We start from the raw sequence: 25,453 nt of genomic DNA on the forward strand, positions 1-25,453 counted from the left end.
TCGTAGCTTTTTTAAAGCATCAGCAATTTAGATAATTCATTTTTAACGAACTACCAAAATATGTACAATTCGAAGATAACGGGATTGGGTTATTATGTCCCAGATAATATTGTGACGAATGATGATTTGAGCAAGATCATCGATACGAATGACGAATGGATTCAGGAACGAACGGGGATTCAGGAGCGAAGACACATCATTAGGGGAGAAGATACCACGACAAGCATGGGCGTGAAGGCGGCGAAGATTGCTATCGAACGTTCGGGAGTGTCAAAGGAAGATATCGATTTTATCATATTTGCTACGCTTAGTCCAGATTATTATTTTCCAGGGCCGGGTGTTTTGGTGCAAAGGGATTTGGGATTGAAAACCGTTGGTGCACTCGATGTCCGCAACCAATGTTCGGGGTTTGTGTATGCCGTTTCAATTGCCGACCAATACATCAAAACCGGAATGTACAAGAATGTTTTGGTGATAGGTTCCGAAGTGCATTCGGTAGGGTTGGACATGACCACGCGTGGCCGAGGCGTTTCGGTTATTTTTGGTGATGGAGCAGGGGCGGCGGTTTTGAGCCGTGAAGAGGATAATACAAAAGGCATCCTTTCGACCCATTTGCATTCGGAAGGACAGCATGCTGAGGAACTTATTGTAAAGGCGCCCGGTATGGGAGGCCGATGGGTGACGGATATTTTGGAAGATAAAGACCCGGAAAACGACGAAAGCTACTTGCCGTATATGAACGGGCAATTTGTTTTTAAGAATGCGGTAGTCCGATTTGCAGAAGTCATCAACGAAGGGCTTCAGGCGAATAACCTGCAAGTATCGGACATTGATATGCTGATTCCGCATCAGGCGAATTTGAGGATATCGCAATTCATCCAACAGAAATTCAAACTTACGGATGATAAGGTATATAACAATATCCAGAAATATGGCAACACTACGGCGGCGTCTATTCCGATTGCCTTGACCGAAGCTTGGGAACAAGGAAAAATCAAATCGGGCGATACGGTAGTTTTGGCGGCTTTTGGTAGTGGCTTTACTTGGGGCAGTGTGATTATGAAGTGGTAAGGTTTTAAAATTATAAAATCCACATTCCAAATAAATGCTTATTTGGAATGTGGATTTTTTGTTTTTGGACCTTTCTAATTTAGTTATCTATTGTTTGATGACTTTCTTAGTCACCACTGCTTCCTCAGAAAACATTTTAATCAAATAAATGCCACTCTCAAGACCAGACAAGTCCACAGTTTTAGAATTTATAATGGTGTTCATTTTTGATCCTAGAATGTTATATACTTCTATTTTGTGAATTTCCGATTTGGTTTCAATTCTTACAATACTTGAAGTTGGGTTTGGGCTTAATTTAAAATCACTTAATGTATGTTCAATAGTATTTAAATCTGAACAGGCTACGTTTGCAGCCGAGTTTAATTCTATCGGACTTCCCGCAATTAGATTCTTGCCTTCAAGACCAATATAATCAGGAGCATATTTTGTAGCTCTAAACACCTGCGGTCCTGCGGGAGGGTTGCCTCCTTGGCTTGCAATAGTTCCGTTGATGCTGTTTACTGGCGACAAATATCTCCAAACAATATTTTCTTCACTGTCAATTTCAAAGAAATTTCCCTTAATTCCTTCACATATTAAAATATTTCCGTTCGGCAATCGTTGTGCACTGCTTAAAATACTTGAATTGAAAACCGAAGGATTACTGCTTGTGTCAGAATAGATATAATCTGGAGCAACCGGTCCGTAGGTAGTTGTGGTTCCAGGCTCTAAAATATATTCACCAGGAGCAGTACTTGGCGGTGTCATGATGTATACTTCAGAAAATTGGGGCTCCCTGCCGTTTCCGTTATTAAAAAGGATGATCTTCCCTTCATCCTGCAAACCTTGATCTATCCAATCTACATAGTGCTGACCGAACAATTTTCGATCGGCTTCTGTGCCTCGTTTATATGCCTGCGGATTTCCCCATCGGTATAATATATCCCCACCTTTGTTGTAATTACCGCCCGCTGAAGTTGCTGCTTCCGCTGTAGTGGTAGAATGATCGATGATCCAAAACTCACTCAAGTTGCGGGAGCTTAAAACAATCTGATCCAAAACGGGATTGTATTGAATAGAATTGACATGCAACCAATTTGAATTTCCCGCCATACCATTGGTAAAATTAATGTCTAGCTTGTTTGGATTATCGGAGACAATCCCATAATTACTTTTAGATGCGTCAAAATCCTGCACAAGATGATTCTTGATGTCCCAAGACCATACTATGTTGCCAGTACTTGTTCCCGTAGGTTCAATTTCAAAAACTTCCTCAGAATATAAGGTTCCCTGAAGCAACATTGCCGGATTTCTACCTGCCTGAATTGCCTCTGCATTTGACATTACTTTTGCGGCAAGAATCAGGATGTTTCCATTTGGCATCGGATAGATGTCGTGGTGCTGGCGGTATTGTGGTGTGTCATAGAAAAACTGCCAAATCAGATTTCCTTCCCAGTTAAATATTTCTACAACACCGCCCTGTCCTCCAAAAAAAATGTCGGTAGTTCCTGTATTTCCAGCCCTTAAGAGGTTTCCGTTTTCTAATAAGTAAACTGAATTGCCATAAGTATAGGCGCTGTTCCATTGCTTGATGACTTCGCCGCAATTGTTTATCAAAAAAGTTTTGGTGTGTGCCGTAAAAAGGGTGTAGCCTTCTGCGGCATATTCTGAGTTGAGCATTACCCCTACGGTATTTTGTGCTTTTACTGTCAGCGAAAACAAAAATAGGCAACTATAAAGTAGTAGTTTTTTAATCATTATTTTTTTCTTTCAAAACTACTATAATATTTATTGTTTGCTTTACTAAACTATTATTTTAACAAAAAATGTACAGTGATTTTTGTGCGTATTGAGCTCTTGAAATGAATCTAAATCTGGAGGAATATTCAATAAATGAGGTTTCTATTCATGATCATAAATAAGCGATTTAAGTTTGTATGTTTTTGTTGTTCCAGGGATAATTCCATACGTTCTAAAGCAATTAATGTAAACATCAATTTTGTAGTGTTGAGCAGTTTCCAATACCAGCTTTTCAGAATAATTGATTTTTAGTCTCAGCGGAAATCTGTCGGGAGTGATGGTTTGAGAAAAAAAATCTTCAAAAACAGAGAAAAGTACAACGGTGTTGTTTTCATCGGTAGCAGTAATATCAATTCCACCAGCAGCCTTATAATTATAATGCTTTTCAAGTGTCAGGTTAACTGAATCACTAATCTTCTCACTTGGTAAAACACTTACAATTATACTGTCAATTTGTGAAGCCGATCGGGGGTTATTAAAAGTAAGGATTAAAGAATCATTTTGTATTTTATAGATGCCTGATCCATTTTCATTTACAGCAAATCCTCTAATGCCACACTGGTTTTTTGCAATAACATCATCTTTATGCAAATAGGGAGAATCATTTATATATCGAGTATATCCAAAAGTATTGTTTTTCATAATGTAAATACTTTCTAACTTGTTTTCAGAAACATACATACCCTTTGTAATCTCATCTTGAGCATAAATGAAATGAAAGGAAAAAAAGCCTAAAACAATAAATAAAAATTTTTTATACATTTCATTGCGGTATTAGTTTGTTCAGAATAATAAAACGGCTGATTTTATTATTTAAAACCAGCCGTTTCAATTTCTAAGGCTGTCGTGTCAAAGTCAAAGTCACTTTTGGTAAAAACATAGGAATGTTTTGTTGTTGATAAGGACAAGTATCGGCTTCAAGGAGCTGATAGTACTCAAATCCTGTGTAGGTAATTTGGTTGGAGTTGGAAGAACTTTTCAATAATACGAACCCTGTAAAGTTATCACAATGTGCTTCATCGTCGCGGTAATAAAAACGATACCCAATGTTGGTGCCATAAGCTGATAGTCCAATCTTATAATCCTCAAAATTGGTTACCATCATATCATTATATAAAACCTGATTGGTTGTTAGATCGACTACTTTGAATTTGCCTTTAAGCTCGTCAATATAATAATAGTCTCCATTTGAAAAAGAGTTTAAATGATGTGGAAAGCTGGTAAACTGAAAGGTATATTCTCTGTTCCCAGAAACACCTTTCCAAGTCCCCACCCAATACGGTAGTTCATTATCTAGGTCTTTTAAGTACGCTCCGGTTGAAATATCAAAACTGGGAGTTAATAAAGGTAATGTCTGGCAACTGGCTTCCAATGTTAGTAGAAGCAAGCAAATTATTTTAAATAGATTTTTCATATCTCTAAATTTTTAATGATTAATTACATGGTTCTGATATTACATTATATCCAAAAGTCACCGATTTTAAAGTCTTCCTGGTCCAATTTATTTTATAGTTGTTAATGTTTGTATCTGTTCCAGTTTCAACTACTCCTTCAAATAAGCCTATCTTGTTGTTCAAGCCAGCATCTTTCAGACCTTTCAGGAACAATTTTGTCAGGAAGTTTTTTCTAGAAGTAGCATTATAACCATTATAATTAGTTATAAAAAGATCAACATCTTTTTTATAATTTTTCTCAAAAGTTTCTAATTTTTTTCTTAGTTCTGGATTCCATTCAATTGGTTCTAAAATTGTTATGGCAAATATCCCCTCATTTGACAGCATAGCCACAAAGGTATCCTTGGCATCAGCGTTTTGTGGTTGCATGGTTCTAATCATTGAGCGTAAATCAATAATAGAAAGCATTTTTATTGCACCATCATAAGCTTGACCATTACTAATATACGTTTTTGGCTGGTTATTATGAACATGTGTTCCATTTTTTGCATTTTGAGGAATTATTATAGAATGATTTGTAGGATTTGGTACACCATCAACATAGGAACTGCCTACCTTGAAAAAACCTGTTTCGTGATTCTTATTATAATTTGCAGGTGTGTTCAAGGCCCTAAATTTCTGTTTGTAGGTTACATCGTCACTCGTGTTTTTCTTAAGAGTGATACACGGAGGCGAAGAGCTTGGTGTTGTATTGTTTGGCGGTATAGGAGCCGTCAAAGAAGGATTGTTTCCAGCCGGTGAAGTTGTAGAAGGTGGGTTGCCAGCAGAACCACCACTACTAGGAGGAGTAGGAGTGCTTGGAACACCTCCTGGAGGATTTGTAAATGGATTGCCATTAGGTGGTGGGGAGTTTGGAATACATTCATAAACAAATTTATAGTCATAGTAGGGGAAATAAGGAGGGATATTACATCCAGTACAATTGTCTGCCATACCATCTCCGCAGCCACATCGAACTTCTTCTATTACAAGAGTCGCTACAACTGTTCCATCGCAATCAGTAGGATAGGTCATCATGCCTCCACCTTCGGTACCACTCATAATGGGCGTGTCAATCCTGTCGAGAGCAGTTTGCAAATCATTAATCCTGAAAGTGGTAATTTGTCCTTCAAAGCGCATGTTGTTGTTTTGAAGCCAAGCATCAGTAGGGTCGTATTTAGTGATAAACAGTTTGGTAACACCCTTTTCCTCCTCGATAGTCAGGTTATAGAAGATATTGCTTGCTATATCCTTTGGTTCAATCAGCATGGTATAGGAGGTATAGTCGCCTCGTTTTATTTCTTTTACTTCTTCAGAAATAATGACAATACCGCCAGAGGAATTGCTTTTTTCGATACCTGCATAAGAAAATAACTTTTTATGGCTTTCTAAGTTATGGCTTCTTGCAATTTGGTTAAATTTCTCTCCTGCTTCTGCAAATGTAGTGTTCACTACTGTTATGTCAAGCTCTTGGCTAATGACGGGTGTTGTTTTTTCTTCAATCAAAATTTCATCATTCTCGCAGGAGAAAATAAATGTTCCGAAGAGAAACATCATCAACAGTAATAAGTGTTTTTGTAATTGTTTTGGTTTTTTTGTCATGTCATAATACCGCTCTACTTTATGTGATTCCTCCTTCGTCGGAATGACAATAGGACCGTTAGTAGAGATCACAGCACAATAGTTTGGATGCTTATTTTACCGCTCTACTTTATGTGATTCCTCCTTCGTCGGAATGACGATAGGACCGTTAGTAGAGATCACAGCACAATAGTTTGGATGTTTATTTTACCGCTCTACTTTATGTGATTCCTCCTTCGTCGGAATGACAATAGGATGGTTGCAAACTTGACATTCTTTTTTTGTTTGAAAGATAAAAGAAGCGGGTTTTAGCAAGGATTAAAATAAAAAAGCCCTTTCGGGCTTTTTTAAAATCAATACTTTTCTTTCTGGAAACCCCAACTGCGAAGTTCATGCTTGTAGGTATCGGGATAATTGGATTTGATTACGCCAATAAGCGCGTTCAATACTTTTTTTACCTCCTTTTTCAAGATGTTTTTGTCGCCTACTTTCAAGGAAACGGTTCCGTCTGTACTGGAAGCCAGTTCCAAAAGGCTGTCAAATCTGTCTTTTACGTCTTCCCAATAGCCGGTTCCATACTCCTTGGATTTAAAATCGTTTTCAACACACGCCTCAATCATCATCTTCAATGCTTTCGAACGGCTGTTCTGGTCCCTCGGCAGGATATAGCCTTTTCCCTTGACCACCATCCCAAAAGAAGGAAAATAACTTTTTGCGGTTTCTTTCTTGTGCTTTTCAATGATATAATTCTTGACATAGGTCAAAGAATCTTCTATCTCACGGTTAAGAAGCCTCAAGGACTTGGTAATTTGCGGACGTGTAGAGCCTGTAACTCTACGCGAATCTACCGTTGTTTCAAACAAGGCCACCTTAGTGGCAAAGTCTGGAGCCTTCATCCAAAGCAGGGTGAGCCACGGTGAGTCGAGCCATTTTTTGCTAGCGCTACTGGCAACAGTGCCTAAATCAATCTCCGTAGTAGGCAATACAGCCGTTTTTTTGTGGTTTACATTTTCGTTTTGTTCTGTTTTTGAATTTTCCATGTCAATTTTTTTTAAAATTTATTAAGATGAAATTAATAAAAAAAACATTATATACTTAAAATAGATATTAAAATATTTTTATATCAACATTTAATTTCAATAATGCTTTTTTGGTTTTTATAAAACGGATTCAACGGTATTGTTTTTAAATGCAACATAAAATATATAAACGATAATATAGGTTGTGTTTGAATATTTATTTAAAGGTACTGCCTTGTTTTTTTAAATAATTATTTTAAAAAGGAAGCTTGAAAAGGTTTTGAATCTTTACATCTAAAAAAGTGAATACAGATAATTTGTTTTTGAGTATTTGAAAAATGAATCAAGCACTGGAAAAGTTCCAACGTTCATTTTGAAAAAAATATAAGCTTTGGAACTGTTCCAATGTCCATTCTGAAAAAATTATGAATAATGGAACAGTTCCTGCATCCATTATTGAAAAAATATAAGCATTGGAATAGTTCCAACGTTCATTCTAAAAAAAATATAGGCATTGGAACAGTTCCGTTATTTTTTTAAATGATGAAGAGAATGAAGAAAAAAAACCAAAATGAGGAATGATGAAAATAAAAAAAAGACAAAAAAAATAACGCAGTGCTTTTGATGTTTATAAAAACTGCCGTTATTCTATTTGTCTTTTCTATAAAGCCTTACATGCGTAGAAAAATAAGACGATGATAGGCTATGCTTTTTTAGAAGCCAATCGATGTCCTAAATGTGCCAAAGGTATCCAGAGCAAGAGTGCTATTATCCAGAACCAAATTGGTGTCTCGATCATGGATAGGTTGATTATTGTGGATATAATAAACAAGGACGCGCAGATGGTAGCATAGATTTTCTTTCCATCTTTCGCAATAATTGTTGCAACGAAGCCCGCTGTAATGGCGCCAAGCGCATATCCCACTAGGATTGCAATTTGTGCCGAAAGGGGAGCCTTGCTGGCGTGCTCTGCCAATGCGGCAAAGTCGTCCATTTTTATTCCTTCTGGAAACGGGTGCAGCTGTCGGGCAACCATTTCTACCAATGTAATCACTATACCGCCTGCAACGAGTCCGCCAATAACGGCCAGAATTTTTCTAATCATGTCTTTGGTTTTAGGGGTGAGTATTAAATGCTTTCGGCATGATTTTTAAAGCTGTCCATGATGGCCTGCCATCCTGCCTTTTGCATCTCGATTGGGTTTATGCCTTCTGGATCAAAGGTTTCGGTTATCTTGACGCGGTCGCCCAAATCATCAAACCAGATGGTCACTTCACGTCCGTCGGCTATTTTATAGGCAATTTTTTCCAGTGTATCTATAGCGGTATAAACACCTTCAAAATCAAAACTCATGCTACCGTCCTTGGCCGCCATAGTCGATTTGAATTGTCCGCCCACAGTCAAATTATTTTCGGCAAAGGTAGTGTGCCAATCTTCCGACGGTGTGTTCCAGACGATAATGTGCTCGGGATTTGTCCAAATGTTCCAAACCTTTTCTATTGAGGCATTGACCGTAGTGCTAACAGTAATTTTTTCCATGTTTTTTAATTTGGTTTATAATGATTGTAAAAGCGAAACATTGCTGTTTGCAATATGCTTTGAGTATTATTTAACGGTAAATTCCGATTTGATATCGATCTTGTTTGATACTTTATTTTTGACCACATTTGGAATGCTTATGTCAAAATCGCTCGCATTTACGCTAAAGTTCGAAATGATTTCAATTCCGGCATCGGTCTTTCTGATCTTGGCGGTTGAAGTAATATCTTTAGATTTTCCGTGTAATTCCAGCTTTCCCTTTATGGTAAAATCCTTTGGCTTGTCCGTAAGTAATTTTACATCAAAGTTCTCAATTTTTCCTTTAAAAGTAGCTTTTGGAAACTTGTCGCTCTCCACATAATTTTCATTAAAGTGCTCCTCCATCAAGGCAATTTTGAACCTAAAACCCTTCATTAGGGCAAGACTCGCCACCTCTCCCGTTTTTGCATTTAATATAAAAGTTGCACCGTCGTTCTTGGCTTTTACTTCTTCAAACGATGGGACAGTGGCCTCAAAGGTGATTTTCCCCGTTTTGGTAATCATTTTTTCCTGTGCAAAGAGGGTTGTTGCACACAATAGGAAACTAAGTAATACTATTTTTTTCATGATGTGTTTGTTTATTATTCTTGAAACCCGTCTGCTTGCCATTTGATGACCAAGTCAATTGTAGTTTGAGGCAGTCTTGGTCCGCCTTCCGGCATAAGGCCATCGCCACCATTCTCTACAGACATTCTTCCTATTAAGTCGCTTTCGAGTATGGCAGTCTTTACATCGTTATAGGTAACAAGTGAGTTAGGAGCACCACTAGTAGGTGTCGCGCCGTGGCAAGAGGTGCAATTTGACTGCATAATGGTTCTTACTCTGCTAAAAGTTATGGTTTCATCGGCAGGAATTGCTTCGGTCAAATCACTGGTGCTGTCGTTTGTGCAACTTGTGAAAACCAAAGCAAGCGAAACGAGAAGCAGGGGGTTTTTTAAATTCATATAGGTATTATTTTTCCTCAAAATTAGATAATAAACTTAAGATAATAAGCATAGGTAAATAATTTAATTAAATTTGTGCCAAAAAAATAATAAAATGAAAAACAAGATATTGATCTTCATTGGAATTGTTCTCGTTGCAAGTGCCGCCGTATATTTTTATGCCTATAAAGGCCATCGAGATATTGCTTCGGAAAGTGCTGATTTTAAGATGTCTGTTTCTGGTTTGTCAAAAGAGTTTTCTGAAAACGATAGTTTGGCAAATTCAAAATATGCAGACAAGACTGTTGAGATATACGGGAAAGTGAGCAATTTGGATGCTTCGTCGCATACGATCATTGTTGATGAAAAATTATCGGTAGTTTTTTTAGATTCGATCCTTCCAAAAATAAATGCCAATGATTCCATAAAAGTAAAAGGAAGATTTGTAGGTTATGATGACTTGTTGGAAGAATTTAAAGTAGATCAGGCCACACTTTCTAACTAAACCCAAATCCAAATTATTACGTAAGTTTTACAAAAACCATTAATTTCTATTTATGAAAAAACATTTACTACTACTGTTGCTTTTTCCAATGATGTCATTTGCTCAGGACGATCTTTTGGCCGAAATCGATTCAACAACTACCAATGAAAAAGTGGAATCGGCTTTTAAAGCTTTAAAAATAATCAACCTCGAATCAACGAAGTTGGCGGCAAAGGGCGATATGTATTTTATAGTAGCCCACCGTTTTGGTTCGGTAAAGGATGGATTTGAAGGTTTTTATGGTTTGGACAATGCCAATACGCAAATTAAGTTTTTATATGGAGTAAAGGAATGGCTAACGTTGAGCGCCGCAAGAAGCGAATTGGCCTATGACTTTTCAGTAAAATACAGGTTGCAGAACCAGATCAAGGATGGTTTTCCGTTTACAATCGTAGGGTTTAATAGTGTTGCCATCAATAATACGTTAAAGGAAAGCAATTATCCAAACATGTCATTTGAAAACAGGCTGACCTATGTAACGCAGGTATTGGTGTCCCGAAAATTCTCAGATAAGTTATCGTTAGAATTGGCGCCTACTTATTTCCATGAAAATTTTGTAGAGAATGATTTGCAGGACAACAGCCAATACGCAATAGGAATAGGAGGAAGATACAAGGTTGCCAGCAGATGGTCCATCAATGTAGATTATGCGGCACACTTAAATAGGACAAGCAGTTCCATATATAAAAACCCTCTTTCAATTGGTGTAGATTTAGAAACAGGGGGCCACGTTTTTCAAATGCATTTCACGAGTTCGCAAGGCATACATGAAGCAGGATATCTAGGTCAAACTACTGGAGATTGGACAAAAGGAGATGTTTTCTTTGGATTTAATTTATCAAGAGTTTTCTAAAAGCAAATCATAGCACAAAAAAAAGAGTCCCGTTGAGGACTCTTTTTTTATGAAAGATTATATCATTTAGTTCTTAATGAATTTCTGAGTATGGCTTTTGCCTTCAGTATCCGTCAACGAAAGGATGTATGTTCCCGCAGCTAATGTGTGAACATCAATGCTATTGTTGTTTGCTTTCGAAATGATCACGATCCTTCCCGTAATGTCATAAACCGTTGCCGATTTAATTTCAAATAGATCCGATTGAATGTTCAGGATATTCTTTGTTGGGTTTGGATATATCGAGAATTTGCTATCCATAGAAGGATTAATTCCAAGAGTGCTGCTTTCTACAACCAAAATCCTTTCGTTGATGTTGGGATTCAAAATTTCATCAATTATTCCAGAAGGCCATTTGATTACAAGTTTTGTAATTGCATCGGCTTCGCCAATACCAAAATGAGTGTTCAACGTGCTCATGTGTCTAAAACCATCACCGCTTCTTACATCACGGATTTGTTTTCCCCAAGCTCCGTATAGCTCCACTCGTGCTCCAATTCCGTTTCTGTTACTTGTTACTCCTTCTAGGTTTACAGTCAGCCAGTTGTTGTCATTACCGTTATTGAAGTAAATATTGTCTCCTAATTGAATGTCAAGAAAACCATCATTATTCAAATCTCCAATAGATCCTACATCTGTATTGATAGGATTTGGAGTAAAGGTCATATTTCCATTATTGATCATGATTGTGTTTCCGCCCATAAAAAGATCTACCCAGCCATCATTGTTGAAGTCATGTGCTACGTTTTCGATATTTGTTGGGGTAAAAACATCAAGTCCAGAACCTAAAGTGATGTCGGTAAATGTTCCATCACCGTTGTTGCGTCTCAATTTGTGTCCGCCGCTAAAATTATTACTGGCTCCAATCATTGCATCCATATCTCCATCGTTATCAAAATCGGCCCATGCAGACGACCATGATTGAGAAGGTTCTGCCATTCCTGCTGCGATACTCACATCTGTAAAAGTTCCATCGCCGTTGTTTCGGTGAAGCTCGTCAATAGGTCCGCTACCACATTTGGCAATAAATAAATCCATATCGCCATCGTTGTCATAATCTACAAAGATAGAACCATAATTTCCTCCAGGCTCATAGTCACCCATTCCTCCTTGAAAGAATGTGAAATTGCCATTTCCGTCATTCATGTATCTAACATTTGGATCTACGTCATGGCATACAAATGCATCTAAATGTCCGTCGTTGTTGATGTCTACAAAATTCGAACGTTGAGAGAAAACATATTCAGGTGTTGACTGCATGTTGAAACCTGTCTGAGTGCTGTTTTGCAACATAAATGCCACTCCTTGACCTGCTCCATATAATAAATCATTAAATCCGTCTTTGTTAATATCGCCCGCGGCAATACTCCAGGATGGTTGAAAATTAGTTGTAGGAGTAGTACGGTTTATAGATTGGAATGTGCCACTTGTTGTTTGAAGCAACATATGGACCTGACCATTGCTAACCGAAACGATATCGTCTAGGTAGTCTCCATTCATGTCAACCACACAGTCTTTGTAGAAACCTTGAATTGAAATAGGCTGTTGTGTGAATGAAACTACAGAAAGTGGCTGTGGGATGTATTCGTTTTCGATTAATTTAAAAGTGATTCCGTTTGAATCCCATTTGTCGTCAAAGGCGATGTAGTATGAGTTTCCGGATAAAGCATCAAATGTTACAACACAAAGTGCATCAGGATTTCCAAGAATTCCGCTGTCATCATCACCTGTAACACAAATAAGATTTTCGCAAGATCCTTTGTATATGTGCACGCGTGGATCATCACCGATATTGATATTCAGATCAGTAGTTACGGTTACTGTATGATTTCCAACAGGAGTATAAACATACCATTCTCCTGCTGTGGCAACAGTTCCGCCACTTATGCATACTGGAGAAGGCGCTTGACTGCCGTTTATAGCATCAATAACAGTAATACCTGCTGTTACCGGCAATGCAGTGGCGCAGGTATTTTGTCCGTTAACGACAAAAGAGGTTATTGATAATAAAAATAAAAGTAAAATTTTTTTCATATTGACATTTGATTTTAGGGATTAAAAGTGTTATTCACAACCTTCAAGTTGTGTGATCCATTGATTTATCATTTCTGCGGCTTCTTCGTGCACTAATGTTCTGCCTAATAAAGGCATTCTTGTAGCCTCATCGGTAGAATTAATTCTATAATCTAAAACAGATCGCTGAGGTCTTCCAGGAAAAACGATCTGGGTTAAACCGTTACCAAGATTTTGATCTGGCGTAATACAGATTCCTAGATTTGCAGGGTTTGTCGTTTCGCTAAAAGCAAATCGCATAGGCCTGTAATCGCAGTAGCTTCCTTCCTGATGGCAATGTGCACAGTTTATATCAAGGTAGGAACGTACTCTTAATCCTATATCCAAAGAAGTGTCTTTCCAGTTTACTACTGTAGTGATGTCGGCAGGATAGTCACTGTTCAAGTAACCCATTTCAACCCATTTAGCTAATTGGTTTTTAACGCCATCAGCGAAAGCAAAAGTGCTGTTTAAGTTTTGTGGTTTTGTACCAATAGGAACAATATTTAATCCCGATTTGTGGCAAGTAAAACATTCGGCTTCAGAAGGTATTCTATAAGTTGTACTTTTCTGAATATTGCCTTCCATCCATTCTAAGTCAACATAGCTTCCTGTTGTTTGTAGGGTAGCTTCTGTCTGGTTTTCATTCCAAACATATTCGCCAAAAACCCATCCATCTGCTTTTTTTATCAGCAAACGGGTTTCAATTATTTTTGTGGTATTGGAAGGAAGAACATTATCATAGTAAAACGTTTTTACTAAAACAGTTCCAGTAGGGAAATCAAGAATTTTTCCATCGCTAGTATAGGTGGCTTTTACATCTTTTGGCATCCAAACAAAGCGTTTCTTATGGGCATAATCTGTAAAAAGCTGGCTGATGGGTTCGTAAGGCAAAACCCCAAGCGAAGGATCTTGATTTTTCATTTCTCCTTCAAAAAGCTTGTATTCTGACAATGTTTGATAAGGAACTCTTGATAAATCAAGAACTACAGGAGATTCTTCAATTGGCTCTTCTTCAATAGGTTCTTCAATTGGAGTGTATTCGTCGTCTTTATCTGAACAAGAAGTTAGACCAATAGCGAATAAAAAAAAGATAGAAATAATTAGGTAATTATGTTTCATTGGAAATTTTAATAATCCCACCAAAAATAATAATTATTTCGTAACATTAATAAAAAATAGCTACTATATGCTCAATAGTTTTCAGAATATAGTAAGGTATCAATGAATATAAGGTCTTGCGAAGGTTTATTCCTTTATTTGAAGCTTAACATTATAATTCTCAAGCCCTTTAAGAGCTCTATCTGATTTGTAATCAAATACTTCCTCATGATGATTTTTTCGTTTTTTGAGTGAGATTTGCTTGATGCAATTATAAAAGCGCCTAATTTCCTCATCGTCGGAAAGTATAAGTCCGGGAACCGCCGCCGTTTTACCTTCGTTGTCTTTTGCGACCATTGTAAAATAGGACGAATTGCAATGCTTCACTTTTCCGGTTTGGATATTCTCTGAATCTACCCGAATGCCCACAATCATTGAACTTCTTCCCACATAATTCACAGTTGCTTTCAACGTGACCAACTCGCCAATTTCTATCGGATTCAAAAAATCAACCGTATCAACAGAAGCCGTAACACAATAAAAACCAGAATATTTGGAAGCGCTTGCAAACGCAATTTGGTCCATCAAAGACAAAATATAACCGCCGTGAATTTTTCCACTGAAGTTGGAATGCGAAGGCAGCATCAATTCCGAGAGCGTAACTTTTGAGGATTCTACCGTTTTGAATTCCATAAGCAAAGGATTTAGTTTTCTAGAAGTTCGTTTTCGTCGTCCGAAGCTCTTTTTAAGATATTTTCGGGTAAGGCTTTCTTGGCTTTTGCCCCCATTTTCTTAAGCTTTTCGACACTTGTAATCAGGTTTCCTTTTCCGTCCACAAGCTTGTTCATTGCGTTGCCATATTCGGTTTTGGCCTCTTCCATTTTCTTGCCGATTTTCACTAAATCAGATATAAAACCTTCAAATTTATCATACAACGCTCCCGCCTGACGCGCAATTTCATAAGCGTTTTCCTGTTGCTTTTGGTTGGCCCACATGCTGTCGATTGTTCTCAAGGTTGCCAATAGGGTGGAAGGGGTCACAATCACTACATTCTTTTCGAAAGCACGGTTGTATAATGTCGTGTCTTCGTTCAATGCACTCGCAAAAGCCGGCTCAATCGGGATAAAAAGCAACACAAAATCCGGGCTTTCTATCTGGTATAGGTCGTGGTAATTTTTTTCGCCCAATTGCTCCACGTGGCGTTTTATAGAACTTACATGTTCTTTCAAATAGGTAATTTTCAACAAGTCACTTTCTTCATTGATGTATTTTTCATACGCCGTGAGCGAAACTTTTGAGTCGATAATCATCTTTTTGCCATCTGGGAGATTCACCACTACATCTGGAAAAACACGCTGTCCATCAGTATTGGTGAAACTTTGCTGTACATCGTATTCGCGTCCTTTCTCCAATCCCGATTTTTCCAAAACGCGTTCCAAAACAAGTTCGCCCCAGTTTCCCTGCATCTTGCTGTCTCCTTTCAAAGCCTTGGTAAGGTTGATGGTTTCCTTGCTCATCTGCTCGTTCATTTCGCGTAAGCCTAAAATCTGCTGACGCAAAGCCGCATGATAATCGATGCTTTCCTTGTGGGTGTCTTCTACTTTTTTCTCAAACAAATGAATCTTGTCCTGCAAAGGCGAAAGGATATTTTTCATATTCTCACGATTCTGTTCGGTAAACTTATTGGTTTTTTCTTCCAGTATCTTGTTCGCAAGGTTTTCAAATTCCTTGGTAAATTTCTCCTGAAGTTTTTCTACTTCCTGCTTCTGCTCAGCATTTCGTTCCCACAGATTTTCAAAATCGACTTCTTTTTTAGATAATTGAATGGCTAAGGAATCTTTTTCGGTACGGATGTTTTCTTTCTCTTCGGCCAATTGCAACAATTGTTTTTCAGCCGAAATCTTTTCGTTTACCAATTGTTCTTTCAGGATATTATGTTGGGCGGTCAAGCCGATAAGTTTCTCTTCCAAACCAATTTTCTCCGATTGAAAGCGTGCTGAAAATAATAGTTTTCCAAGGTAGATGCCTATAGCCAAGGCAATAATAAAAACGATAATCGTAAGGATGGTGCTGTTCATTCTGGCTTATTTTAAGGAAAGTAAAAGTAAGCAAACTGTACAAATCAGCATAAAAAAAACGGCCCAAATAATAGAGCCGTTTTTTCAATCAAGTTGGTCAAAGGTTGGTTTAGTGATATTATGGTTAAGAAATTCCGAACTGTCGGTCGAACTCTCTGTTTTGGATTCTTTTCTTAGAGTAGCTGTTGTAAATCAGTACTTTCATTTTGCGTCTTTCTCTCAAAATCATCGGCAGATTGATCAATACGCCTACCACGCAGATCAACATTAGGATGACAAGAAGCGCCATATAAATTAAATAATTCGTTTCGGTTGAGGCAGTAAAGTCAACAACAAAAAAGTAACCGGATGCAAAGAATACAACGATTGATAATATTAGAGATAGGGTTTTCATAGCTTTCGATTTTTGGGGTTATTAATCTGATACTAAATTACTCTAACTCATTCTCAACGGCTTATGTAATTTTATAATTATTTTATAGAATTTCATTATGATTATTTTAACGTATTAAAATTCTTAAAAAATACCCAAATCAATTTTTCTTTTATATTTGTAAAACCAAAAAACAAACCCCTACAAATGAATAACTTATTACGAATTTTGTTCGTTTTGCTCTTGTGCATGCAGGTTTCCTATGCCCAAACCATTTCAGGAAAAGTGCTCGATGCCGAAACGAAAGAACCGCTTGCCTTTGCCAATTTTATTTTCAACAACAACCAGAAGCTCTACGCATCTTCGGATATCGACGGTAGGTTCAGCTTTACTTCCACGCAGGAATTAACCACTGCGACGGTTACCTACATCGGGTACGAAACCCAAACGTTAAAACTTCAAAAAGGCAAGAGTCTTACCGTTTATCTTAAGGCTTCCGCCGATGCATTAGACGAAGTAGTCATCAGGCCGGGCGAAAATCCTGCCAACCGCATCATCCGAAACGTCATTGCCAACAAATACAAAAACAATCCCGAGAACATCGCCACCTTCAAATATACTTCCTATAATAAGGTAGTGTACGATATCAAAACCGATGGCACGACCAAAAGCGACAGCCTCAACAGAAAGATGAAAGGAAAACTCCTCAAGGACAGTCCGCTTTTTATGATGGAATCCGTTTCCGAACGCAAATTCATCGCGCCCGATATCAGTGAGGAAATCGTCACAGCCACCAAAGTATCGGGCTTTCAAAATCCGTCGTTTGCTTCCCTGGCAACCGATTTGCAACCGTTTTCTTTTTACAAGGACAACATCAAACTCTTCGACATCCAATACCTGAATCCCATCAGCAAGGGAAGTTTGAACAAATACCGCTTCAAGATCGAAGATACGATTTATCAAAACCGCGATACGGTGTATGTGATTTCGTTCCAACCCCAAAAGAACAAGAACTTCGAAGGATTAAAAGGAACGCTGTCCATCAATACGAATCAATATGCGGTGCAGAATGTCATCGCAACTCCTTTCGAAAAAGGAAAGATCGAAATCAAGATCCAGCAGCAATACAACTTTGTCAACAACAAATACTGGTTTCCAGAACAGCTCAATTATGCCCTCATTTTTCCAGAACTAAAAATGGTCGTGGACGGAAGAAGCTACATCAGCGAAGTGCAAACCGACATCCCGTTGCGCAGGAAAGAATTTGCAATAGAATCCGTAAGTATCGACAAGTTGGCCACCAAACGCGACAGCCTTTTTTGGGAGAAGTACCGCATCGAAAAGCTGTCGGATACCGAAAAGATAACCTACCGCGTGGTCGATAGTGTAGGGAAGAAGCACAATTTTGACAGGATACTCACCACGATGGAAAAACTCACCCAGTTCAAATTAGGTGTCGGGATTTTCGACCTCGATCTTGCCAAGACCATCGTCTATAACAAATACGAAGGCTACCGTTTGGGACTTGGCGTTTATACCAACGAAAAGCTCTTTGAAAACCTTACCCTCGGCGGATTCTTTGGCTACGGAACCAAAGACTACGAATGGAAATACGGCGGAGAAGTCCTCTATACCTTTTCTAAGAAATACGAATTCAAGATGGGCGCAAAATACCAGGACAATCTTGTGGAAGCAGGCAATTACGGGCTGAATTATTCCATCCAGAACATGCTCAACTTTCGGAATTTTCAGGCCTTTTTGATGGACAACATCAGGCAGGCGAGTTTCAACATCGAAGCCCGATCGTTCCGCTATTTGAAGTGGAAAGTCACCTTTGCTCAATCTGAAACGACACCTACTTACCTCACAGAATTCCACGATAACGGACAAATCTATACTGATTACAAGGACAGTAATGTGCGTGTTGATTTGCGTTTTGCCTTTAGGGAAAAGCTCGTCACGTCCTTCAACCAGCGCCTTTCGCTGGGCACTACCTATCCTGTCCTGTCGCTTTCCTACTCAAAGGGAATCAAGGACGTTATGAACAGTGATTTCAATTACGACAAGATCGAAGCCCGAATCGAGCAAACGTTCTTTACCAAGAATTTCGGAAACACAAAATACCGCCTGGACCTTGGTTACATCGACAATCCGTTGCCATACGGACTGCTCTTCACGGGCGAAGGAAGCTATGACAAGGAGTATCCGTACATGATTCCGAATTATTTCCAAACGATGCGTCCCTACGAATTCCTTTCCGATCGATATGCCAACCTGTTCCTCTCGCACAACTTTGGTGGATTGCTCATCAAGACCGGAAAGTTCCAGCCGGGTATCACGCTCCATAACAATTTTGGCTGGGGCGATCTATCCGATAAAAACAAAATCAGCAACCAGCTGACGCCCTATAAAACCAAAAACAAGATCTTTATGGAAAGCGGTCTCCAAGTAGACAATCTTCTAAAGATGAATTATATGAACGTAGGCTATATTGGTCTTGGTGCCGGAATCTATTACCGTTATGGAGAATATGAATTGCCAGAATCAAAGGATAATTTGGTGTATAAATTGAGTTTGAGCTTTTCGGTTAAATAAAAAAAAACACTGTCGAAAGGCAGTGTTTTTTTATACAGATGTATTTCTCACATCCAGTAAATAATTGAAAAGAAAGGCAAAACTAATAAGGACAGGAAGCGCAAGCCATCCATTAAAAACCAATTCCAATCCATTTTGGCCATCACTGCCATGACAAAGCATTTTTACGTCTGAAGAAAAATGACCAAGACCTATTTGTATAAAAAAATATTCCAAAGCATTGAATAGGATGATTTTCAAGAGCAGTCCATTTTTATGAGGCAGATGTTTTATATGAAGGCAAAAAAGTACAGGTAGAAGAATTGCCAACAGACCCGAAAACAAAAAAGAGTTGTACCAAAAAGCAGTACAGCCAACACCACTTCTCTCTAGAGCAATTTGAAGTAAAATCATAAAGAAAAGTGTAAAACCGGACATAAATAAGCCGGCAATAGAAAAGTATAAGGTAGGTTTTACAAAGTTAAAATCAATGTGTTCGTCTGTTGTAGCCATTTTTTAGATTCTAAAATTGATTAGGGAAGTGGTTATGATGATTTCATTTTGATTTATGTTTTTATTTTGCCCACGCGAAGGGATTCGCGCGGGAGCGGGGGGGGTCTGATTAATTTCATTACGTGCTTCCTTCATTTCTTTCAAGCTGATAGAATTTTGCATTTTTTGAATGAGATCTTCTATTTTTTGTTTCTCCATAATTGATTTATTTATTCGTAAGAATTTTTATTTGTACAAAATTTAGCAACACCTTCACAAGCTTTTGGATCTCCTAAGTTACAAGCCTGATGTAGATAGTAGCAAGATGAAAATTTAGTCTCAGTTTTGCTTGCAAGAATTGCACATTTCATAATTGCATCAATATGATTAGGATTAAGTTCAATAGCACGTGTATAACTTTTATATGCTTCGTCATATTTAACCATTTTTTCTTCTATGTTTCCTAAAATATAAAGAGCATCTGCATCTTGAGGATTATACATTATCGATTGATATATTTTGCTTTGCGCATTACGTAGGTTGCCGTTGTTTATTAAAAGATCCAGTGCAGTATTTTTGAGTTCAATAGCTTTGACTGTATCACGCTCATAGATAATTGGTTTTACAACCATTCCTCTATTTTCAATAACTGTGTCTGTGATTGGTTTTTCTTTTGGTAAGTTTTCTAAACTATCAGTTTCTACATATATATCATTTATATCATAGTCAGGCTTTACGGAATTCTGACAAGAAGTAAAAGAGAAAAAAACAATAAAGGCAAATAAAATTTTCATAATAAATTTTTTTTGAGATTTTTAATAACCGTTAGTTCAAGTCAACAGTTTGAAACTTCCCGCAATGTAATAATAATTTCAAATGCAAAATTATGGTTTTCCGTAACTCGATAGCATGGATTTACAATCCGTGCCCATCATCAAAATCACAATTACTATTAATTTCTTTGTCGGCACGGATTGTAAATCCACGCTAACTGTTGGGTGTTCAATTTGCCGAAAAATCCACAATTTCAGTACTGGCTGTTAGCACAAGCTTTAATGGTTCTTAGTTGAAATCTCTTTTGGAATAACTCCTCGATAGCCTATATTCGAAATTTCATATTCATTATTACATGTATAACTTGACTTTTTATTGATATTTTGGATAGGTTGTAATTCAAATATAATGCAACTTTCAATATCTTCAATCATGTGTCTAGTAACAGGTTTTCCAATAGGAAATTCTCCAAAACGGATATACTTTTCTCCACGATAATTTCCCATCCAGTTTTTGTGATGTTGAAGAACTCTATTAATGAAGTTTTGATTTAAAGTTAATCCAATGTAAAGGAGGGTTTCTTTGTTGCCAAACTTTCTGCTAATGTAATAGATTCCAAAACTTTGTATGCATCTTTCTTTTGTCAATGCGGAATCAACTTTAATTGGATAACTCCATTCAATTTGGATTTTTCTTGTTCTTCCCATTTATTTAATCGTTGAGTGTGATTTTAAAAAGTTCCTGCTAAATTTTTTAGTTTCCCAAATATACCAAAAAAACCTACAAAACATCTCAAAATAAATAATTCTTAAACTATAATTTTAACACAAATCTCCATTATCAAAAAAAAATTAAAAAAAAATAAAAACAATCCGTAATCATAAAGTTAAATTTATTATTTTCGAATTAGTAGATGAAACAATAGAAAAGAGAAAAAAACAGAAACAAGAGCGCTTTCACACCCCTTAACAAAGCCATAAAAATAAATTTTAAAACCATTAAATTATGTATTACAGATTGAGGAATGATGAAGTTGCCACGGGGGCGGCTTTTGTGAAGATTAGATTTGCTAGCGACCGAGAGGCTATTGCAGCGGTTTTTGAGGAGTTTGACAAGGAGTTTTTGAAGGATTTTGTTGATCAGATTGTAATTGTGGAACAGCTTGACAGGAAGTATCCGAAGACGCTGGAGCAGATGGATGCGACGAAGAGGCTTTATCTTTGTGCGGATGAAACGAATACTGAGATGAACACGTTGTCGTTTAAGTTTAAAAGTGCTGGTGTTGATGCATCACTGATTACGAAGGTGAAATCTAAGTTGAACAAGCTTGATATTGAAGGGGCCCGTGAGGGTTTGAAAGATTTGGCGGTTGTGACGAAGAATAATCTTGCGACTCTTGCTGTTAAGGGTGTGAAGGCTGAGTATCCGGATTCTTTAGTGGATACTGCTGAAAAGCTTCATTTTCTTAATGAAAGACAGAATGAGTTGATGGATGATGGTGTGAAACTGACGGCGGCTAATGAGAAGGAATATAAGAAGCTTCGAAAAATGGTACAGCATATTATGAAGGCGGGCAAGATTGTTTTTGCGAAGGAGAAAAGAAAAGATTTGTATTCGATGCCGAAGCTGATTATGAGAATGAGATCGGGTAATCAGGGTGGGGAGGATTAATATAAAATGAAAAAGGTCTGGCTGTAGAGCTGGACCTTTTTTTTGAGTTGTACTGTACTTTATTTTAATTCCAGTAAAGGGATTTTAGGATTACTGTTTGGAATTTCAATTTCAGTAACGGTGTTTTAGTTTCGGTAACGGTATTTTAGGATTACGATTTGGCATTTCAGAGCCAGTAACGGTGTTTTAGTTCCAGTAACAGCATTTTAGGATTACTATTTGGTATTTCAGATTCAGTAACGGTGTTTCAATTCCAGTAACGGCGTTTCAAATTCAGTAACGGCATTTCAATCCCAGTAGCGGTATTTTAATTCCAGTAATGATGTTTCAAATTCAGTAATGGCATTTCAATTCCAGTAACGGCATTTCAATTTTTTAGAAAACACTTTTTTAGTGTTTCTAAACCTGCACCTTCTTCCATTTCCCTCTCTTAAACAAAATAAAACTCGCAATGGTAATCGCTGTTTCTGCTACCGGAATCGCCACAAAAACCCCCATCGGGCCCATCTTTAAATATTTTGCCAAGAAATAAGCAAGCGGAATCTGGAACAGCCAAAACCCGATAAAGTTTACCCACGTAGGCGTCCAGGTATCGCCGGCACCATTAAACGCATTGATCAAAACCATCCCGATTCCGTAGAAAATATAACCCAGTGCGATTACCCGAACCGCTTTCACGGCATAGACCTGCACTTCAGGATCGTTGGTGAAAAACGCCACCAAGAGTTCTGCACCCAAAAGCGAAATCAGCATCACGCTTGCCATATAAATCACGTTGTATTTTACAGTTTTCAGCACCGCCTCTTCGGCACGCTGTACTTGGTTGGCACCCAGATTCTGCCCCACCAAAGTCGCCGCCGCATTGCTCAAACCCCATGCCGGTAGAAGGAAAAACATCATCAGTCGCATTGCCGTTTGATACCCCGCCGAACCGTTGTCGCCTCCTGTTGTGGCGACCAACTGTGCGAGGAAAATCCAACTGCAGGATGCAATTACAAACTGCAAAACCGCCGGAGAAGCAATCTTTACCAAGGCTTTTATTTGTTCCCAATTCGGTTTTAAATACGCCAGCGTAATCTTCAACAGGTTCTTTCCGTTAAACAGATGATACAGCTGGTAGGTCACCCCAATGCTTCGCCCGATGGTAGTGGCAATCGCCGCACCAGTCAAGCCAAAGGCAGGAACAGGCCCGAAACCATTAATCAAAACCGGACAAAGAATGATATTGGCAATATTTGCAATCCAAAGACTCTTCATCGCAATGGCCGCGTTTCCGGCACCCCTAAAGATTCCGTTGATCAAGAACAGTAGCATAATCACGATACTGCCGCCCATCATGATGCGGATAAAAGGCGTTCCGTGTTCGGCCGCTTCTTGCGAAGCCCCCATCAGCAATAATATCTCCGTTCCGAAAATAACACCTAATACACTAATGACCGACGTGATGGAAAACGCAATCAAGATGGCCTGCATACCAGCTTTTGCAGCGGCAACAGGATCTTTCTCGCCAATTCTTCGCGCCACGACAGCCGTTGCCGCCATACTGATCCCGATGGCGAGCGAGTAGATAATCGTCAATACCGATTCGGTCAAGCCAACGGTTTGAATCGCAAAACTGCTGTTCTCCAAATGACCGACGAAATACAAATCGACCAACGCAAAAACCGATTCCATTGCCATTTCGAGCATCATCGGTATGGCCAATAAAATTACCGAAAGCCTGATGCTTCCTGTTGTATAATCGAGTTCTTCCCCTTTGAGGGATTTTTTAATAACCGATAAAATAGTAGAAAATATATTCCTAGGTTGTCCTGTTTTCGACATAGTAAATAAATGTAGAGTAATGAAATAAGGGAAGCCTGTTTAGAGAAACGGTCCCAGTTTGTTGTTTTCTAGAAGTAATTGTCCTGTTTTAGAAAGTGAGGACGGCTGAAACAATCATATTTCCTGAAGTTTAGTGAGGCAAATATATTCTTTTTTGAAATAAATTCAGCCAATTGCAGTATTATTAAGGATTAAAGCCAAGTTTAAATAATAAAGAATCAAAAAAATAGCGAAATAATAATATCTTTAACCAACCAAAAACCAAATTATGGAAAACCACGACCAAGAACATTTTAAAAGAGAACTCGGATTACTAGACGGCACCATGCTCGTGGTTGGCTCTATGATCGGATCTGGAATATTCATCGTAAGCTCAGATATTGCAAGACAAGTAGGATCGGCCGGATGGCTCACCCTTATCTGGGTCATCTCCGGATTGATCACCGTGATTGCGGCAGTAAGTTACGGCGAACTTAGTGCGATGTTTCCAAAAGCCGGCGGACAATACGTCTATCTTAAGGAAGCCTACGGAAAGTTGATTGCTTTTTTATACGGTTGGAGCTTCTTTGCCGTTATCCAAACAGGCACTATTGCGGCAGTGGGAGTCGCCTTTTCAAAGTTTGCCGCCTACCTCTACGAACCTTTTAGTGATCAAAACATATTGTTGGAACTGGGATTCTTTACTTTAAATGCGGCCCAAATTGTTTCCATCATTACCATTGTTTTCCTGACTTACCTTAATAGTAGAGGGGTCAAGAACAGCAAGATTCTGCAAACGGTGCTCACCATCATCAAGATTGCTTCTTTATTGGGACTGATTATCTTCGGATTTCTACTTGCTGCCAAAGGCGAAGTCTGGGATGCGAATTGGGTAGATGCTTGGAATCCGAAAGTGTTCAATACTGTTGACGGTTCGTGGTTGCCTATCGGTGGAACTGCTTTGATCACTGGAATTTCTGCAGCTATGGTAGGTTCATTATTTTCAAGCGATGCTTGGAATGGCGTTACCTTTATAGCTGGAGAAATCAAAAAGCCAGAGCGCAATGTAGGATTGAGTTTGTTTCTAGGAACGTTGATTGTTACGGTAATTTATATCTTGGCCAATTTGATGTACTTGGCCGTTATTCCGCTTGACGAAATTGCAACCGCAAAATCCGATAGGGTAGCAGTAGTGGCTTCAGAATATATTTTCGGAAACATTGGTACGCTGATTATTGCGATCATGATCATGATTTCCACCTTTGCCTGTAACAACGGATTGATCATGGCGGGAGCAAGGGTATATTATACGATGGCAAAGGACGGATTGTTCTTTAAGAAAGCAGCAAATTTAAATATGGCAAGTGTGCCGGCTTGGGCGTTATGGGCACAATGCATCTGGGCTTCGGCTTTATGCCTAACAGGAAAATACGGCGCTCTTTTGGATTTTGTAATGATCATCGTCATCATTTTTTACATCCTTACCATCTACGGAATCTTTATCCTAAGGAAAAAACGCCCTGACGCTGACAGACCTTATAAAGCTTTTGGATATCCAGTTTTACCTTTTATGTATATAATAGTAGCATCGGCATTTTGTGTGTCGTTGCTTTTTACCCGATTGTCCACTTGCGGCTGGGGTGTAGCGATAATGTTATTGGGAATTCCAATCTATTATTTGACTAAGCCAAAAGAATAAAGTAGATATAAAAAAA

General features: G+C 38.3%; 25 protein-coding genes. 6 read left to right on the forward strand and 19 right to left on the reverse strand.

Annotation, left to right across the window (positions count from 1 at the left end; genetic code table 11):
- Positions 1-60: 60 nt before the first annotated feature.
- Positions 61-1,071: a 3-oxoacyl-ACP synthase III family protein gene (locus tag ACI6PS_RS07265; protein ID WP_421011889.1), complete on the forward strand. Its 1,011-nt coding sequence runs from the start codon at positions 61-63 to the stop codon at positions 1,069-1,071.
- An 87-nt stretch (positions 1,072-1,158) separates the two neighbouring features.
- Here ACI6PS_RS07265 and ACI6PS_RS07270 read toward each other — a convergent pair whose 3' ends face one another.
- The 9 genes from ACI6PS_RS07270 to ACI6PS_RS07310 form a co-directional block, all read right to left on the reverse strand.
- Complete coding sequence (locus ACI6PS_RS07270) at positions 1,159-2,808, reverse strand: aryl-sulfate sulfotransferase (protein ID WP_421011890.1); 1,650 nt, start codon at positions 2,806-2,808, stop codon at positions 1,159-1,161.
- A gap of 144 nt (positions 2,809-2,952) precedes the next feature.
- A complete protein-coding gene (locus ACI6PS_RS07275; RefSeq protein ID WP_421011891.1) occupies positions 2,953-3,492 on the reverse strand; it encodes a hypothetical protein in 540 nt (179 codons plus the stop codon).
- A 193-nt stretch (positions 3,493-3,685) separates the two neighbouring features.
- A complete protein-coding gene (locus ACI6PS_RS07280) occupies positions 3,686-4,264 on the reverse strand; it encodes a DUF6705 family protein (protein ID WP_421011892.1) in 579 nt (192 codons plus the stop codon).
- A 19-nt stretch (positions 4,265-4,283) separates the two neighbouring features.
- Positions 4,284-5,957 (reverse strand): hypothetical protein, encoded by a 1,674-nt coding sequence (locus tag ACI6PS_RS07285; protein WP_421011893.1) that lies wholly within the window; start codon positions 5,955-5,957, stop codon positions 4,284-4,286.
- A gap of 260 nt (positions 5,958-6,217) precedes the next feature.
- On the reverse strand, positions 6,218-6,904 hold the full coding sequence (locus ACI6PS_RS07290) for a hypothetical protein (RefSeq protein WP_421011894.1): 687 nt from the start codon (positions 6,902-6,904) through the stop codon (positions 6,218-6,220).
- 682 nt (positions 6,905-7,586) lie between these two features.
- Positions 7,587-7,988, reverse strand: a complete 402-nt coding sequence (locus ACI6PS_RS07295; protein ID WP_421011895.1) for a hypothetical protein — start codon at positions 7,986-7,988, stop codon at positions 7,587-7,589.
- Between the two features lie 23 nt (positions 7,989-8,011).
- Complete coding sequence (locus ACI6PS_RS07300) at positions 8,012-8,422, reverse strand: SRPBCC domain-containing protein (RefSeq protein ID WP_421011896.1); 411 nt, start codon at positions 8,420-8,422, stop codon at positions 8,012-8,014.
- A 66-nt stretch (positions 8,423-8,488) separates the two neighbouring features.
- On the reverse strand, positions 8,489-9,028 hold the full coding sequence (locus tag ACI6PS_RS07305; protein WP_421011897.1) for a YceI family protein: 540 nt from the start codon (positions 9,026-9,028) through the stop codon (positions 8,489-8,491).
- Between the two features lie 14 nt (positions 9,029-9,042).
- On the reverse strand, positions 9,043-9,405 hold the full coding sequence (locus tag ACI6PS_RS07310) for a hypothetical protein (RefSeq protein ID WP_421011898.1): 363 nt from the start codon (positions 9,403-9,405) through the stop codon (positions 9,043-9,045).
- Between the two features lie 94 nt (positions 9,406-9,499).
- On the opposite strand from ACI6PS_RS07310, the gene ACI6PS_RS07315 reads away from it, so the two are divergent.
- Together ACI6PS_RS07315 and ACI6PS_RS07320 are read left to right on the forward strand one after the other, a co-directional pair.
- On the forward strand, positions 9,500-9,889 hold the full coding sequence (locus ACI6PS_RS07315; protein WP_421011899.1) for an OB-fold protein: 390 nt from the start codon (positions 9,500-9,502) through the stop codon (positions 9,887-9,889).
- A gap of 52 nt (positions 9,890-9,941) precedes the next feature.
- Complete coding sequence (locus tag ACI6PS_RS07320; RefSeq protein WP_421011900.1) at positions 9,942-10,781, forward strand: DUF5777 family beta-barrel protein; 840 nt, start codon at positions 9,942-9,944, stop codon at positions 10,779-10,781.
- A gap of 66 nt (positions 10,782-10,847) precedes the next feature.
- On the opposite strand, the gene ACI6PS_RS07325 is transcribed toward ACI6PS_RS07320, so the two are convergent.
- The 5 genes from ACI6PS_RS07325 to ACI6PS_RS07345 form a co-directional block, all read right to left on the reverse strand.
- Entirely contained in the window at positions 10,848-12,854 is a 2,007-nt protein-coding gene (locus ACI6PS_RS07325; protein ID WP_421011901.1) for an FG-GAP-like repeat-containing protein, read from the reverse strand.
- A 30-nt stretch (positions 12,855-12,884) separates the two neighbouring features.
- On the reverse strand, positions 12,885-13,994 hold the full coding sequence (locus ACI6PS_RS07330; RefSeq protein WP_421011902.1) for a hypothetical protein: 1,110 nt from the start codon (positions 13,992-13,994) through the stop codon (positions 12,885-12,887).
- Between the two features lie 126 nt (positions 13,995-14,120).
- Positions 14,121-14,666 (reverse strand): acyl-CoA thioesterase, encoded by a 546-nt coding sequence (locus ACI6PS_RS07335; protein WP_421011903.1) that lies wholly within the window; start codon positions 14,664-14,666, stop codon positions 14,121-14,123.
- A gap of 11 nt (positions 14,667-14,677) precedes the next feature.
- The gene (gene rmuC, locus ACI6PS_RS07340) at positions 14,678-16,051 is read right to left on the reverse strand and encodes a DNA recombination protein RmuC (RefSeq protein ID WP_421011904.1); all 1,374 of its coding nucleotides are present in this window, start codon (positions 16,049-16,051) and stop codon (positions 14,678-14,680) included.
- 124 nt (positions 16,052-16,175) lie between these two features.
- A complete protein-coding gene (locus ACI6PS_RS07345; protein WP_421011905.1) occupies positions 16,176-16,445 on the reverse strand; it encodes a hypothetical protein in 270 nt (89 codons plus the stop codon).
- Between the two features lie 186 nt (positions 16,446-16,631).
- Between ACI6PS_RS07345 and ACI6PS_RS07350 the strand changes: the two genes are divergently transcribed.
- The gene (locus ACI6PS_RS07350) at positions 16,632-19,019 is read left to right on the forward strand and encodes a DUF5686 family protein (protein WP_421011906.1); all 2,388 of its coding nucleotides are present in this window, start codon (positions 16,632-16,634) and stop codon (positions 19,017-19,019) included.
- Between the two features lie 30 nt (positions 19,020-19,049).
- Here the strand turns inward: ACI6PS_RS07350 and ACI6PS_RS07355 are convergent, their stop codons facing one another.
- From ACI6PS_RS07355 to ACI6PS_RS07370, 4 genes are all read right to left on the reverse strand, one after another.
- Positions 19,050-19,511 carry a hypothetical protein gene (locus ACI6PS_RS07355; RefSeq protein ID WP_421011907.1) on the reverse strand — a complete coding sequence of 154 codons (462 nt, stop codon included), beginning with the start codon at positions 19,509-19,511 and terminating at the stop codon, positions 19,050-19,052.
- A 3-nt stretch (positions 19,512-19,514) separates the two neighbouring features.
- Complete coding sequence (locus ACI6PS_RS07360) at positions 19,515-19,709, reverse strand: hypothetical protein (protein ID WP_421011908.1); 195 nt, start codon at positions 19,707-19,709, stop codon at positions 19,515-19,517.
- A gap of 11 nt (positions 19,710-19,720) precedes the next feature.
- Positions 19,721-20,284, reverse strand: coding sequence for a tetratricopeptide repeat protein (locus ACI6PS_RS07365; protein WP_421011909.1), 564 nt, complete (start codon positions 20,282-20,284; stop codon positions 19,721-19,723).
- Between the two features lie 258 nt (positions 20,285-20,542).
- Positions 20,543-20,971 carry a hypothetical protein gene (locus tag ACI6PS_RS07370; RefSeq protein ID WP_421011910.1) on the reverse strand — a complete coding sequence of 143 codons (429 nt, stop codon included), beginning with the start codon at positions 20,969-20,971 and terminating at the stop codon, positions 20,543-20,545.
- 298 nt (positions 20,972-21,269) lie between these two features.
- Between ACI6PS_RS07370 and ACI6PS_RS07375 the strand changes: the two genes are divergently transcribed.
- On the forward strand, positions 21,270-21,935 hold the full coding sequence (locus ACI6PS_RS07375; RefSeq protein ID WP_421011911.1) for a hypothetical protein: 666 nt from the start codon (positions 21,270-21,272) through the stop codon (positions 21,933-21,935).
- Between the two features lie 399 nt (positions 21,936-22,334).
- On the opposite strand, the gene ACI6PS_RS07380 is transcribed toward ACI6PS_RS07375, so the two are convergent.
- Positions 22,335-23,759 (reverse strand): MATE family efflux transporter, encoded by a 1,425-nt coding sequence (locus ACI6PS_RS07380; RefSeq protein ID WP_421011912.1) that lies wholly within the window; start codon positions 23,757-23,759, stop codon positions 22,335-22,337.
- A gap of 268 nt (positions 23,760-24,027) precedes the next feature.
- Here ACI6PS_RS07380 and ACI6PS_RS07385 point away from each other — a divergent pair, with 268 nt between their 5' ends.
- Complete coding sequence (locus ACI6PS_RS07385; protein ID WP_421011913.1) at positions 24,028-25,437, forward strand: APC family permease; 1,410 nt, start codon at positions 24,028-24,030, stop codon at positions 25,435-25,437.
- Positions 25,438-25,453: the final 16 nt, after the last annotated feature.

Origin of the sequence: Flavobacterium sp. PLA-1-15, assembly GCF_049060005.1 — a bacterium.
In the GTDB taxonomy this organism is placed as follows: Bacteria; Bacteroidota; Bacteroidia; order Flavobacteriales; family Flavobacteriaceae; genus Flavobacterium.

Bases quoted from the DNA above. Each gene is read 5' to 3' on its own strand.
- ACI6PS_RS07265 (WP_421011889.1), top strand. From the start codon at position 61: ATGTACAATTCGAAGATAACGGGATTGGGTTATTATGTCCCAGATAAT.
- ACI6PS_RS07270 (WP_421011890.1), bottom strand. From the start codon at position 2,808: ATGATTAAAAAACTACTACTTTATAGTTGCCTATTTTTGTTTTCGCTG.
- ACI6PS_RS07275 (WP_421011891.1), bottom strand. From the start codon at position 3,492: ATGAAAAACAATACTTTTGGATATACTCGATATATAAATGATTCTCCC.
- ACI6PS_RS07280 (WP_421011892.1), bottom strand. From the start codon at position 4,264: ATGAAAAATCTATTTAAAATAATTTGCTTGCTTCTACTAACATTGGAA.
- ACI6PS_RS07290 (WP_421011894.1), bottom strand. From the start codon at position 6,904: ATGGAAAATTCAAAAACAGAACAAAACGAAAATGTAAACCACAAAAAA.
- ACI6PS_RS07295 (WP_421011895.1), bottom strand. From the start codon at position 7,988: ATGATTAGAAAAATTCTGGCCGTTATTGGCGGACTCGTTGCAGGCGGT.
- ACI6PS_RS07300 (WP_421011896.1), bottom strand. From the start codon at position 8,422: ATGGAAAAAATTACTGTTAGCACTACGGTCAATGCCTCAATAGAAAAG.
- ACI6PS_RS07305 (WP_421011897.1), bottom strand. From the start codon at position 9,028: ATGAAAAAAATAGTATTACTTAGTTTCCTATTGTGTGCAACAACCCTC.
- ACI6PS_RS07310 (WP_421011898.1), bottom strand. From the start codon at position 9,405: ATGAATTTAAAAAACCCCCTGCTTCTCGTTTCGCTTGCTTTGGTTTTC.
- ACI6PS_RS07315 (WP_421011899.1), top strand. From the start codon at position 9,500: ATGAAAAACAAGATATTGATCTTCATTGGAATTGTTCTCGTTGCAAGT.
- ACI6PS_RS07320 (WP_421011900.1), top strand. From the start codon at position 9,942: ATGAAAAAACATTTACTACTACTGTTGCTTTTTCCAATGATGTCATTT.
- ACI6PS_RS07325 (WP_421011901.1), bottom strand. From the start codon at position 12,854: ATGAAAAAAATTTTACTTTTATTTTTATTATCAATAACCTCTTTTGTC.
- ACI6PS_RS07330 (WP_421011902.1), bottom strand. From the start codon at position 13,994: ATGAAACATAATTACCTAATTATTTCTATCTTTTTTTTATTCGCTATT.
- ACI6PS_RS07335 (WP_421011903.1), bottom strand. From the start codon at position 14,666: ATGGAATTCAAAACGGTAGAATCCTCAAAAGTTACGCTCTCGGAATTG.
- rmuC (WP_421011904.1), bottom strand. From the start codon at position 16,051: ATGAACAGCACCATCCTTACGATTATCGTTTTTATTATTGCCTTGGCT.
- ACI6PS_RS07345 (WP_421011905.1), bottom strand. From the start codon at position 16,445: ATGAAAACCCTATCTCTAATATTATCAATCGTTGTATTCTTTGCATCC.
- ACI6PS_RS07350 (WP_421011906.1), top strand. From the start codon at position 16,632: ATGAATAACTTATTACGAATTTTGTTCGTTTTGCTCTTGTGCATGCAG.
- ACI6PS_RS07355 (WP_421011907.1), bottom strand. From the start codon at position 19,511: ATGGCTACAACAGACGAACACATTGATTTTAACTTTGTAAAACCTACC.
- ACI6PS_RS07360 (WP_421011908.1), bottom strand. From the start codon at position 19,709: ATGGAGAAACAAAAAATAGAAGATCTCATTCAAAAAATGCAAAATTCT.
- ACI6PS_RS07365 (WP_421011909.1), bottom strand. From the start codon at position 20,284: ATGAAAATTTTATTTGCCTTTATTGTTTTTTTCTCTTTTACTTCTTGT.
- ACI6PS_RS07370 (WP_421011910.1), bottom strand. From the start codon at position 20,971: ATGGGAAGAACAAGAAAAATCCAAATTGAATGGAGTTATCCAATTAAA.
- ACI6PS_RS07375 (WP_421011911.1), top strand. From the start codon at position 21,270: ATGTATTACAGATTGAGGAATGATGAAGTTGCCACGGGGGCGGCTTTT.
- ACI6PS_RS07380 (WP_421011912.1), bottom strand. From the start codon at position 23,759: ATGTCGAAAACAGGACAACCTAGGAATATATTTTCTACTATTTTATCG.
- ACI6PS_RS07385 (WP_421011913.1), top strand. From the start codon at position 24,028: ATGGAAAACCACGACCAAGAACATTTTAAAAGAGAACTCGGATTACTA.